Source organism: Streptomyces sp. NPDC055189, assembly GCF_053606765.1.
This window is the reverse complement of record NZ_JBSGSG010000063.1, coordinates 47,103-59,076: the sequence shown is the minus strand read 5'-3', so window position 1 is coordinate 59,076 and position 11,974 is coordinate 47,103. Positions and strand designations below refer to the sequence as shown.

Sequence of the window (11,974 nt, the reverse complement as noted above, 5' to 3'; positions counted from 1 at the left end):
CGCCGGACGGGCTGGATACACAGCCCGTCCGGCGTTTGAGGACGAACTCGGCGAAGCCGGTGATGACGGTACGCACAAGGCACATGGCCCCCGCGCCAGCGGCCCGCGGCGCAGCCGCAATTAGATGCAGCCGGGAAGGGGCGGGATTGGGGAGAGATCTTGGGGCTAGCCGACCTCCCCTGGCCGCACGACCTCCGTGATGCCCCGCGCAGCCAAGTGCTCGGAGTCACCAGCCCTGCTGTCCAGCACGGTGGTAGGCCTAACCCCGTCCGCGACGAGGCGGGCGAACGCCTCGAACACCGCGCCCCCCGGCGCACACGCCGACCGCCCCGAGGTCGAGTCGTCGACCACCACGGCCGTGCCCCGCACCGCAGGCGCGTACTCCCTCCCCCGCCACTCCTTCGCGAGCCGCGCAAGCACCTCACCCCCGGGCTTGACCTGCCCGTCGTTGGTCAGCAGACCGAGGCTGTACTCAAGTTCGGGGAAGTCGGCGAGCCCCCGCGACACATCGTGGGAGCACCACCACGTCACCCCCCACACATCCGCACAGTCCAGCGCCGCCCCCACCGTCGCCTCGGTGAAGGACGCCGCATGCTCGGCGGGGATGAGAGGAGCGGGCGCGCCCACCTCCTGCAACCACACGGGCCGGTGCGGATCGTCCGCCCACGCCTTGGACAGCTCGATCATGTACGCCGCGTGCTGCGCGGTGGCGACCCCCTCACGCCCGTACCGCTGAGCCGTGCCGTTGAACACCCAGGAGTGCACGGCGGTCGCACCGCCGAGCCGCGCGGCCTGGGCCGGGGTGAAGGGCTGGTCGTCCTGGTACCAGGCGGCGTCGTACTCCGCATGGAGGTGCAGCTTGCCGGGCGCCCCCTCCTCGCACGCGGCGAGCACCCGCCGCAGCCACTCCCCCGCCTGCTCCTGTGTGATGCGGTCGGGATCGGGATGCGGCCCCGCCGAGAACTGATTGACCTCGTTGCCGATGGTCATGCCGATGAAGTTCGGCCGGTCGGCAAGAGCGGCGGCGAGCGTACGCAGGTACGCGACCTCCCCCTCCACCACGTCCGGGTCGGTGAAGATGTTCCGCCGGTGCCACGTCTGCGTCCACGCGGGCAGGAAGTCGAAGCTCGACAGGTGCCCCTGCAGTCCGTCGACGTTGACGTCGAGCCCGCGCTCGGCCGCGGCATCGGCGAGGGCGACGAGTTGCTCCACGGCGCGCGGCCGGATCAGGGTGCGGTTGGGCTGGAAGTACGGCCAGATCGGGAAGACCCGGATGTGGTCGAGGCCGAGCGCGGCGATCGCGTCGAGATCGGCGCGCACGGCGTCGATGTCGAAGTCGAGCCAGTGGTGGAACCACCCCTGGCTCGGCGTGTAGTTCGCGCCGAAGCGCGGAGCGCGAGTAGTACGAGACAGCGGCGCACGAGTGGTACGAGACATGCGAGTCCTGGTTCTTGGGGGGTGCGGGGCCCGCCGGGGGCCCGGTGTACCGGAGAGGAGAAGGCGGCTCAGCCCTTGACGGCCCCCTCGCCCACCCCGCGGAAGAAGTACCGCTGGAGGCAGCCGAAGAGCACGATCAGCGGAAGGACGGCGATGACCGTGCCCGCGGCGACGAGCCGTTCGTCGTTGGCGAAGGTTCCGTGCAGGTAGTTCAGGCCGATGGTCAGGGTGAACCTGTCCGGGTCGCTCAGCACGATCAGCGGCCACAGGAAGTCGTCCCAGGCGCCCATGAAGGCGAAGATCGCCACCACGGCGAGCGTGCCCTTGACCGCGGGCAGGGCGATCCGCAGGAAGCGCTGCCAGACGTTCGCGCCGTCGACGTACGCGGCTTCCTCGATCTCGTAGGGCAGGTTCAGGAAGGCGTTGCGCATCAGCAGGACGTTGAGCGCGGAGACACAGCCGGGCAGCAGCACACCGATGAGGGTGTTGTTCAGGCCCAGCTCCCGCATGGTCGTGAACTGGGCGATGATGATGCCCTCCACGGGCACCAGCATGGCCAGGATGAAGACGACGGTGGCCGCCTTGCGGCCCCGGTAGCGCAGGCGCGCGAGGGCGTAGCCGGCGAGGGTTGCGCCCACGCAGTTGGTCACCACGTTGGCGGCGGCCACCTTCAGGGAGTTGAGCGCGTAGTCCCAGACGGGGATGGTGTCGGCGACCCGCTCGTAGTTGTGGAAGGTCGGGCTGCTCGGCAGGAACTCGGGCGGCGAGCTGAAGATGTTCTCGTGCGGCCCCTTCAGGGATGTGGACAGCTGCCACAGGAAGGGACCGATCATCAACGCAAGTACGGCGAGCAGGAGTCCGTAGCGCAGGACGATCTCCCACACCGGCATCCGGCGGCCGTTCTCGTCGGTGATCCGCCCGCGCTTGCGGGCGCCCGCCTTCCGGACCTTCACCCGGCCCTTCTTCTCCGCCTTCTCCGCCTGCTCGGTCTCGCGCGTGTCCGTCACGGTGCTCACGCGTCCTCCTTCCGGTCCGCGCGCAGCACGAGCAGCATCAGCGCGACGGTGACGACGAAGACGACGACCGAGATGGCCGACGCGTACCCGACGCGGCCGGTCAGGCCGGTGCCGACGCGCTGCACCAGCATCACGAGCGTGGTGTCCTCGCCCGCGGGTCCGCCGTTGGGTCCGGCCATCAGATAGACCTCGGAGAACACCTTGAAGGCGGCGACCGAGGACAGCGCGGCGACCAGGACCATGGTGGAGCGCACGGCGGGCACCGTGACGGTGAAGAAGCGGCGTACGGAGCCCGCGCCGTCCACCGACGCCGCCTCGTGCAGCTCGCGCGGCACGTTGGCGAGCGCGGCCAGGTAAATGATCATGTAGTAGCCGAGGCCCTTCCAGACCGTGACGGTCATGGCACTCAGCAGAAGCAGCCACTGGTCGCTGAGGAAGCCGACCGAGCCGACCCCCACCGCCTCCAGTACCGCGTTGACCAGGCCCCGTTCATCCAGCATCCACACCCAGATCAGGCCCACCACCACGATGGACGCGACCACCGGCGTGTAGAAGGCGGACCGGAAGAAGGTGATGCCGGGGATGTGCTTCTGGACGAGCATCGCGAGCAGCAGCGGCAGCAGCACGAGCGCGGGGACGACCCCCACGATGTACAGCGTCGAGTTGCGGAGCCCGATCCAGAACATGTCGTCGTGCAGCAGCTCGCGGAAGTTGTCCAGGCCGACGTACTCCCCCGGCATCAGGGTCCGCTTGTCGGTGAAGGAGTTGATGAGCGTGCTGACGAACGGATAGAGGATGAAGATGCCGACGATCAGCAGCCCGGGGGCCGCGAACAGCCATGGGCTGGACGGCAGTTGCCGCCTGATGCGCTTGCGTGGACCGTCGGCGGCGCTACGGGGAGCGGTGGCGGCACTGGAGGTTTTCATGGTGGTGGTCCCGTGTCGTCTTCTCAGCTCTGCTGGAGCAGCCGGTCGCAGTTCTTGACAGCGTTGTCAAGCGCTTCCTTCGGACTCTCCTTGCCCTGCAGGGCCTTGCCCACGCTGTTGCGCAGCTCGATCTTCATCTGCTCGCTGAACAGCACGGGCGTGTAATTCACCGCGGTCTTGATGGACTTGGCGGCGGCGATGCGCACGCGCGTGTCGTCCGTCCCGTCCTCCTTGGTGAAGTACGGGTCGTCGAGCGAGCCCTCCGTGCTGGGGAAGATCGCGACCTTCTTGGCGAAGGACATCTGGTGCTGGGCGTCGGTCACGTAGTGGGCGAAGGCCACGGCCGCGGGCGTCTGCTTGGTCCGGGCGTTCACCATCACCCCCATCACGTACATGTTGTCCTTGCCGGTGTTCGTGATCTGCGGGGTGATCCCGATGTTCTTGTAGAGGGAGGGAGCCTCCTTCTTGAACTTGCCGAGGTCCAGGGCGCTTCCGGGGTTCATGGCGACGGCCTCGGTGAGGAACTTCTTGCCCGTCGACTCGGGGGTCGCGTTCAGCGCCTGCCCGTCGAGCGCCTTGGCGTCGTACAACTCCTTGTACTTCTTCAGGAGTTCGACACCCTTGGCGCCGTTGAAGGTGAACTTGGTCCCCTCCTTGTCCATCAGGGGAACGCCGTAGCGGCCGAAGTCCTCGATGGTGGGGATGTTGGCGAGCGTGGCGGTCTTGCCCTTGCTCTTCTTCGACAACTGCAGCGCGTCGTCGAAGAGTTCGTCGTACGTCTTCGGGGGCTTGTCCGCGTCGAGCCCCGCGTCCTTGAAGATCCGCTTGTTGTAGAAGAGCGGGCCGGTGTTCAGGTACCAGGGGAAGGCGTACGTGCCCTCCGTGCCCGGTATCTGGTGGCTCTTCCACGCCCCCGGCAGGTACTCCTTCTCGTACTTGCCCGCGGCCTTGTCGAGGTCCAGGGCGAGTCCGGCCTTGGCGAGCGGGGCCACCAGGTCGGGCGAGACGTTCACGACGTCGGGGAGGGTGCCCGCCGCGGCGTCGGCGCTGATCTTGTCGGCGTAGCCCTCACCGGGCTGGTCGACCCAGTGCACCTTCGTGCCCGGGTACTTCTTCTCGAAGCCGTCGACGACGCCCTCGAAGTACGGCTTGAAGTTCGCCTTCAGGTTCCAGGTCTGGAAGGTGATCTCACCCTCGATCTTGCCCGAAGCGTCCGTCGAACCGCCGCCGTCACCTCCGCCTCCGCAGGCGCTCAGCGGCAGGAGCACGGCGATGGCGGCGGCAGCGGCGGCTGCCCTTCTGGGGATGCGGGGGTGTTGGGAGATGCGCACGGTGAAACGGCTCCTTTGCTCGGCCCAGCGTGAGGCTGACCTTGCATGGAGCCCCGGTAAAAAGTCAATGGATTCGTTGAATAATCCTTGCCGGATCCCGCTCAGGCCCATCAACTATGCAGGTCAGAGAGGTGTGTTCAACTCCTTGCGGGGATCGACTAATGCGCTTTAGAGTGTGCTGGCTCAAGCGCATTAGTTGGAGCGCCACAGGAAAGGGGCAACACCGGTGCAAGGCAAGCGGTCCCCGGCACGCCGGCCGACCATGAAGGACATCGCGCGCCGCGCCGGAGTCTCCGAGAGCGCCGTGTCCTTCGCGCTCAACGACCGGCCGGGCGTCTCCGACATCACCCGCGACCGCGTGCGCAGGGTCGCCGAGCAGCTGGGCTGGCACCCGAGCACGGCGGCGCGCGCGCTGTCCGGTGAGGGCGCGGCGACGGTGGGGCTCGTGGTGGCGAGGCCCGCCGGGACGCTGGGCGTCGACTCGTTCTTCCTCCAGCTGATCTCGGGCATCCAGGAGGTCCTGGCGGAGCGTCAGCTGGGCCTGCTCTTCCAGGTGGCCGAGGACGTGACCGCCGAGTGCGCCGTCTACCAGCGGTGGTGGGCCGAGCGCCGGGTGGACGGCGTCCTGGTCGTGGACCCGCGCACGGACGACCCCCGTCCCGCGCTCCTCGACGAGCTGGGGCTGCCCGCCGTGGTCACGGGCGGGGTGCCGGACCCGGACGCGCACCACCCCGGCCTCTCCACCGTCTGGGCGGACGACGCGGGCGCGATGGCGGCGATCGTGGACCACCTCTACGCCCTCGGCCACCGCCGCATCGTGCACATCGCGGGCCTGCCCGGACTCGCCCACACCGAGCGGCGCATCCGCACGCTGCGCGCCGAGGCCGAGCGGCGCGGCCTGTCCGAGGTGCGCTCGGTGACCACGGACTATTCGGACGCGGAGGGCGCGGCGGTGACCCGGCGCATGCTCTCCGCCGCGTCACCGCCGACGGCTCTCGTCTACGACAACGACGTGATGGCGGTCGCCGGGGTCGCCGCCGCGGCTTCGCTGGGATTCGGCGTGCCGGGAGACGTATCGGTGATCGCCTGGGAGGACTCGGCGCTGTGCCGGATGGTGCACCCGTGGCTGACGGCGCTGTCGCGCGACACGATGTCCTTCGGCCGGACGGCGGCGCGCGAACTCCTGTCGCTCCTGGACGACGGCCCCGCGGGCACGGTCCAAGTACCGCTGCCCACGCTCATCGAGCGCGAGAGCACGGGGCGGGTGGCCGGGGGCTGAGCGGCCCCGACCGGCCCGGAGGCAGGTCTGGTCGTACCCGGCCGTTACGGTGCCGGTATGGCAGACGTATACGAACTCATCGTCGCGCTGGACCTGCGTGACGATCTCTCCGAGGGTGAGGTCGCCGAGCTGCGATGGCATCTCGGCCTCGGCCCCCGGCCGGTGACGCTGACGGTGGTGCGCGAGTTCCCTGTCGTGGTGGAGGACGACTCGGGAGAGCTCGTCACGGAGGACGACCCCGTGCCGCTCCTGGGCTGCCATGACACGGCCCTCAAGGTGGACGGAGTGCTCACCTCCGTGCTGCTCCCGCGCGAGGGCGGCTGGGCGCTGACGGCCCGGCAGGAGATCCACCCGGACGATTTCGACCGCGTGGGGGAACTGCTCGCCTGGCTCGCGACCAAGACCGCGGGCCACCACGAGCGGTTCGACGGGGCCGTCCGCGTCGGCTGGATCAGGTTCTACGAGGTGGACCAGCCCACACCTCTGGTGGTGCGCGACAGCGGGGTCGACTGGCCTTCGTAGGCGCCGGTCAGGCCTTGTCGTACCAGGAGAAGGCCGCGATCCGCCAGCCGTCCGGGGTGCGGACGAACTGGATGGTCTTGGTGCCGCCGCCCTCGAAGGGCTCACCGTCCAAAGTCCCGGATTTGCGGTACTCACCGAACCGCGAGGCGATGTCGCCCTCGATCTCGGTCCGTTCGGAGATCTCCCACTCGGAGAACTCCGTCAACCGGCCCTCGGAAAGCAGCCGTTGGCGGGGCTCGATGAACTCGTCCACCGTATAGACCGTGAACTGCGGCCCGGTCAGGACGATCACCCCGCCGGGGATGACGAGCCGCCGGATACGGCCCACGTCGGCGGTCTTGCCGCCCACGTTGTCGAAGGCGCCGAAGAACTCGGCGGTGACGGCGTCGATTTCGTTCTTGGACATGGCCGCGACGTTAACACCGCTGCTGACGGTACGACTTCGAAGGGGGCCGCGCTCGTGGTCCCGAGCCCGGCCCCCGCGAAAAGACTCCTACACCCGCGATCGGTACAGGCCGAACTCCGCCAGACGCACCACCCCGCGCGACCCCGTCACCCGCACCCGCCACTCCCGTGCTCGAAGCGGGGTGGCCAGCGTCAGGACACGACTCGCTCCCACCGTGTCCACTTCCGTCACGAGGGACCACCCGGACCCGCCGGACACCCGCGCCTCGATCACCGCGTGCTCCAGCTGCTGGCCGCTCCGGATGTCCTCGCCGAGCCGGATACGGTCGACCTCGCGAGTCTTGCCCAGGTCGACCGTGAGAGTCCCGCGAGAGGGCGCGGGGCAGGCCCACGCCGTGTCCGGGTCGCCGTCGACCGCGTACGACGGGCGGCGGCCGTCGCCGCGGGCCCGCGCACCCCGCGCCAGGTCCTCGGGCAGTTCCCGCCCGATCCGCTCCCGGAACTCCCGCAGCCGCGCGACGTCCGCCGCCGGGAGAAGTCCCTGCTTGTCCGGCGGGATGTTCAGGAGCAGCACGGAGTTCCGGCCCACCGAGCGGAACCAGATGTCCGTCAACTGCTCGACGGACTTGGGCTGTTCGTCCTCGTGGTAGAACCAGCCGGGCCTGATCGATACGTCGCACTCCGCCGGCCACCACTGCACGTACTGGGCAACGGACCTCGCCTCGGCAAGCGCATCGCGGCTGCCCTGGTCGGGCGCGTCGTACTTCAGGGCGTAGTCGATGCTGCCGTTCCCCGAGTCCTTGACGGGGACGACGCTCCACTCGTCCTCGCGCGCGAGCCCGCCCTCGTTGCCGACCCACCGGACGTCGGGACCGCGCACGGCGACCGTCGCGTCCGGCGCCAGCGCGCGGATGACCGCGTACCAGCTGTCCCAGTCGTACGTCTCCACCTTCTCCGGCGGGATGCGCCCCTGGGCCCCGTCGAACCACACCTCGTCGACGGGCCCGTACTCGGTGAGCACCTCGTAGAGCTGGTTGAGCATGTGGGCGCCGTAGTCGGTCGCGTCGAGCGTGAACGACCGCGCGGCTGCGGCATCCGCCCGGTCGTCGCCCTCCACCGGCGTGGGGACGGTCCGCGGCGAGCGCGCGCTGCCGTTGGCGTAGACGCCGTGCAGGTACTGGTTCTCGTCGGCGGGCGAGATGTAGACGCCCACCTTGATGCCGTGGCGGCGCAGCGAGTCGGCGAACGAGCGCAGTACGTCGCCCTTGCCGCCCTGCCAACTGCTGCTGATCACGCTGTGCTTGGTGTAGCGCGAGGGGTAGAGCACGAAGCCGTCGTGGTGCTTGACGGTGAGGATGGCGAGCTTGAAGCCGCCGTCGCGCAGGGCTCGCGCCCACTGGTCGGTGTCGAGTCCTGACGGCTGGAAAACGTCGGGGTCCTCGTCTCCCGTTCCCCATTCGAGGCCGGTGAAGGTGTTGACGCCGAAGTGCAGGAACGCGGTCCGCTCAAGGCGCTGCCAGGCGATCTGCCGTTCTGTGGGCCGTACTTGCCTGGCCTTGGCGACGACCTGGTCCGCCGAGTCCTCGGGGCCGATCGGGATGCGGTAGGGCGGTTCCGAGGCGGCGGAGGCGGCCGTGCCCGCGGGGGCGGGTGCCGCGAGCGCGAGGGAACTGCTCGACGCGGCGACCGCCGTGGTGACGGCGGCGGTCACGAAGAGGCGTCTGCTGACAGTCATGGGTGTGCGGGTCTCCCTGTCGGATCTCGGGGGCGGATCTCTGGGGGCGGATCTCGGGGCGATGGAATCAGCGGGGCCGTGCGGCCAGTCAGACGGTGGTCAACGTCCAGCTCGCCGGGGGCTTTTGATCCGCCGGGTACTGCTGGAGGCGCCCGTCTTCGGTGACGTACACGCACATCTGGGTGATCGCGTTCGTCAGCCGGTAGCCGTCATCCGCTTTCAGCAGCTGCCACCGCTGCAGGGTGTTCGCCGCGTCGCATGCTTCCTGCGTGACCGAACTGCCGGGCTCCAGCGGCACGTTGAGCGTGATCTTTCCGCTCCGGGTCTCCAGGCAGGTGCCGTCCTTCGCCGACTTCAGCGTGACGTAGCCGTCGGCGGTGCGCTTGATCTCGTACGCGGCGGGCTTCGCCTGCCCCTTGGTGTCCCGCAGGGTGTACGTCCCGTCGGCGACCGGCGACTTCGTGAGGTCCCGCCAACCCGGCGCGTGTCCGACCGAATCGGCGCGCGCGGTGAAGTCGGCGTACGTCGGGTCCGGCCGCGCGGACCCCCAGGTGACCTGGGCGACATGGCTGAGCGGCATCGCCATGGAGGCCGCGACCTCGTTCTCGGTCTCGCCCTTGCCGTTGTCCGGCCACAGGCTGATCTTCGCGCCGGTGATGCCGTCCCGCGACGCGAGCGTCTCGCCCTCGAACTGCCGCGGGTCCCACGCCTTGTCGTACAGCGCCTTGGTGTCGGTGTGGAAGCCGCCGCGTACGAGGTAGAGGGAGTAGGCGGCGTTCTGCAACGGGTAGCCCCGCGCGATGAGTTCGCTGGGCTTGGTCTGCACGTCGAGCCAGTGCTCCACGCTCGTCCCCGCCGCGACCGGCACCGTGTTCGCGCCGGTCAGGCCGTCGTTCCAGATGCGCAGCTGCTTGCCCTTGCCCGTCGCGTACGCGTGCACGCGGTTGATGAAGTCGACGAAGGCGTCCTGCGGGGTGGCCTTCTCGCCGTACTTCTTCTGCGCGTATTCGAGGATGTGGGGGTACTTGGCGAAGTCGGAGCCGAGCATGTACTCGTCGGCGCCCATGTGCCAGGACTTCGCGGGAAAGACTTCGGCGTACTCGTCGATGAGGCTCGTGTAGTACGCGAAGGCCTCGTCCTTGGTGACGTCGAGGCGGGAGGGCTGCGGCTTGCCGTCGGAGTCGGTGAGCTGGAGGTCGGTGCGCTTCTCCAGCCAGGGGTCCATGTGGCCGGGCGAGTTGATCTCCGGGATGATCGTGACGTGGTACTTCTCGCCGAGTGCGACCAGGCGGCGTATCTCGCTCTTGGTGTAGTAGCCCCAGCTGTTGGCCCCGGGGTGCTTGTCGCTCTTCACCTTGAGTTCGAGGAGCAGCTGGTTCTGCTTGTTGTACGCCATGTCGCGTACGAGGTTCTCCAGCCAGGGCGTCGAGACGTGGATGTAGCAGGCGCAGACACCGACCCCGCGCTCCTTGTACCCGGGCACGTCGACCGTGCGTCCGGCCGGGACGCGGTCGCCCCGGGCGAGGAGCTGGAGCAGGGTGCGGCTGCCGTAGAAGGCGCCCGTTTCGGTCGCGCCGGTGATCTCCAGGCGTTTGCCCGCGCGGAGGTCGTATCCCTCGGCGCCGAGTGTCCTGCGCGCGGGGGCGACGTCGATCACGATGTCGCCGTCGCGCGGGGAGCCGCCGGTGACCGGCACCCGGCCCTCGCCCGCGGCGCGCAGATCGTCGGCGAGGGTGCGGGCGACCTCGCGGGCCGCCTTGCCGTGCGCGACGAGCCGGGCGCCGGGGCCGAAGGCGTAGCTGCCCTTGGCCGGTGTCCAGTCGGCGAGCGCGGGGACGGTGCGGGGCGGGTCCGCGGCGGGCTGCGGGGCCCCGGCGGCCCGAGCGGCCGGGACCGGCGCCGCGAGCAGCAGCAGGGCCACCGCGGCGCCGCTCAGCCGACGGAGTCGCCCTGGCCGCGCACGGGGCGCGAGCATCATGCGCATGTCAGTCATGACATCCGATGATTCAAGCGCCCCATGTGGGTGTCAATGTATTGTCCGCGACGGGGACTTGGACATTTGCACTGTCCTGTATCGACCCATCGGATGAATCTCAGCGTATGAAGCTCCGACGATGCATCTCAGCCCGGCCAGGTGCCCGTCAACCGGCGGGTGGCGACAGCGCCCCCGCGGTCGACGGCCGCCTTGACCACGGCGAAGATCGCGCCCTGCAGGGTGGCCGCCAGCAGGATCTCGCCCCAGCTGCGGTCCTCGTCGGTGGCGTCGGGCGCGTCCTCGTCGTGCCCGGCCACCTTCCACGCCTGCTTGAACAACCCGCCGGCGGCGACACCGGCGAGTGCGCCGAGTGCCATGCCGACCGGCTTGTACGCGATCTTCGACGCCTTCACAGCGCGCTCCCGTGCTTCCGCTTGCGCCGCACCAGGACGTACACGGCCGCCAGCGCCGCGCCTGAGGCGATGAAGGCGGTACGGCGGTTGCGGACCTGCTCGGGTGCCTTGTCCTGCCACACCTCCGTGGCCTGCCCCGCCGCGGCCTTCACCTGCCCGGTGGCAGCCGCCGCCTTGTCCTTGACCTGGTCGGGCACCTTGTCCTGGAGCACATGGGCGGCCTCGGTGGCCTTGGCCACCGCCTGCCCGCTCAGCTCCGCGGCCTTCGTGGCCGTCTGGCCCTTGATCGCGACGGCCTTCTCCTGCGCGCGCGCCTTGACGTCGGCCTTGGCCGCCAGCGCCTCGACCGTCTCGCCCAGGTCCTGGCGGGTCTGCTCGACCTTGGCCCGCAGCTCCCCGGAACCGGCAGTGTGCTTGTCGTGGGACTCGGTCATCGCTGTGCACTCTCCTTGATCTCTGCGACATCGGCCTTCACGCCGCCGATGGCCTGTTCGGGGATCGGCGGAGCGGCCCGGCCGACTTCCTTCTTGCCGGTCATCGCCAGGACCGCGGCGATCAGACCGAGGACGGCGGTGACGATCAGCGCCGCGGCCCACACCGGGAGCGGCACCGCAAGGGCCGCGATCGCGGTGGCGACGAGGGCCTGCAGGGTCAGGAAGCCGACGAGACCGGCCCCTCCGAACAACCCGCTGCCCTTGCCGTAGCGCCTGGTCTTCTCCTTCATCTCGGCTTGCGCCAGCCGCATCTCGCCGCGCACCAGCTCCGTCAGCTGCTGTGACGCGCGCTGTACGAGGTCGCCCACCGGCTCACTGCCGGTGGCACTCTGTCCGCTGCCGGCACGGCCGGTGGTGTGCGCATCTGTCTGGGCCATCGTCATCAACCTCCTGTCTGTTCGCGGCCGGGTACCCCGATCTCCGCGATCGGCACATGGCAGG

At 69.5% G+C, this 11,974-nt stretch carries 12 protein-coding genes; 2 read left to right on the top strand and 10 right to left on the bottom strand.

What is annotated here, in order from left to right:
* Positions 1-165: 165 nt before the first annotated feature.
* The 4 genes from ACWFR3_RS33040 to ACWFR3_RS33025 all read right to left on the bottom strand — a co-directional run bounded on the left by ACWFR3_RS33040 (position 166) and on the right by ACWFR3_RS33025 (position 4,710).
* Positions 166-1,437: a glycoside hydrolase 5 family protein gene (locus ACWFR3_RS33040; protein WP_453738355.1), complete on the bottom strand. Its 1,272-nt coding sequence runs from the start codon at positions 1,435-1,437 to the stop codon at positions 166-168.
* 68 nt (positions 1,438-1,505) lie between these two features.
* Positions 1,506-2,390, bottom strand: a complete 885-nt coding sequence (locus tag ACWFR3_RS33035) for a carbohydrate ABC transporter permease (protein WP_453738358.1) — start codon at positions 2,388-2,390, stop codon at positions 1,506-1,508.
* Positions 2,391-2,449: 59 nt separating this feature from the next.
* Entirely contained in the window at positions 2,450-3,379 is a 930-nt protein-coding gene (locus ACWFR3_RS33030; RefSeq protein WP_453738354.1) for a carbohydrate ABC transporter permease, read from the bottom strand.
* 23 nt (positions 3,380-3,402) lie between these two features.
* A complete protein-coding gene (locus ACWFR3_RS33025) occupies positions 3,403-4,710 on the bottom strand; it encodes an extracellular solute-binding protein (protein ID WP_453738353.1) in 1,308 nt (435 codons plus the stop codon).
* A 262-nt stretch (positions 4,711-4,972) separates the two neighbouring features.
* On the opposite strand from ACWFR3_RS33025, the gene ACWFR3_RS33020 reads away from it, so the two are divergent.
* Together ACWFR3_RS33020 and ACWFR3_RS33015 are read left to right on the top strand one after the other, a co-directional pair.
* Entirely contained in the window at positions 4,973-5,989 is a 1,017-nt protein-coding gene (locus ACWFR3_RS33020; protein WP_453738352.1) for a LacI family DNA-binding transcriptional regulator, read from the top strand.
* 57 nt (positions 5,990-6,046) lie between these two features.
* The gene (locus ACWFR3_RS33015) at positions 6,047-6,511 is read left to right on the top strand and encodes a hypothetical protein (RefSeq protein ID WP_453738351.1); all 465 of its coding nucleotides are present in this window, start codon (positions 6,047-6,049) and stop codon (positions 6,509-6,511) included.
* Between the two features lie 7 nt (positions 6,512-6,518).
* Here ACWFR3_RS33015 and ACWFR3_RS33010 read toward each other — a convergent pair whose 3' ends face one another.
* The 6 genes from ACWFR3_RS33010 to ACWFR3_RS32985 all read right to left on the bottom strand — a co-directional run bounded on the left by ACWFR3_RS33010 (position 6,519) and on the right by ACWFR3_RS32985 (position 11,910).
* Entirely contained in the window at positions 6,519-6,917 is a 399-nt protein-coding gene (locus tag ACWFR3_RS33010) for a DUF4440 domain-containing protein (protein WP_453738350.1), read from the bottom strand.
* An 87-nt stretch (positions 6,918-7,004) separates the two neighbouring features.
* A complete protein-coding gene (locus tag ACWFR3_RS33005) occupies positions 7,005-8,651 on the bottom strand; it encodes an alpha-L-fucosidase (protein ID WP_453738349.1) in 1,647 nt (548 codons plus the stop codon).
* 88 nt (positions 8,652-8,739) lie between these two features.
* On the bottom strand, positions 8,740-10,644 hold the full coding sequence (locus ACWFR3_RS33000) for a family 20 glycosylhydrolase (RefSeq protein ID WP_453738348.1): 1,905 nt from the start codon (positions 10,642-10,644) through the stop codon (positions 8,740-8,742).
* Positions 10,645-10,772: 128 nt separating this feature from the next.
* Complete coding sequence (locus ACWFR3_RS32995) at positions 10,773-11,039, bottom strand: DUF4235 domain-containing protein (protein ID WP_361040947.1); 267 nt, start codon at positions 11,037-11,039, stop codon at positions 10,773-10,775.
* Complete coding sequence (locus ACWFR3_RS32990) at positions 11,036-11,473, bottom strand: DUF3618 domain-containing protein (protein ID WP_453738347.1); 438 nt, start codon at positions 11,471-11,473, stop codon at positions 11,036-11,038. The genes ACWFR3_RS32995 and ACWFR3_RS32990 overlap by 4 nt, the downstream gene beginning before the upstream one ends.
* The gene (locus tag ACWFR3_RS32985; RefSeq protein ID WP_453738346.1) at positions 11,470-11,910 is read right to left on the bottom strand and encodes a phage holin family protein; all 441 of its coding nucleotides are present in this window, start codon (positions 11,908-11,910) and stop codon (positions 11,470-11,472) included. Before ACWFR3_RS32985 ends, ACWFR3_RS32990 begins: the two co-directional genes overlap by 4 nt.
* Positions 11,911-11,974: the final 64 nt, after the last annotated feature.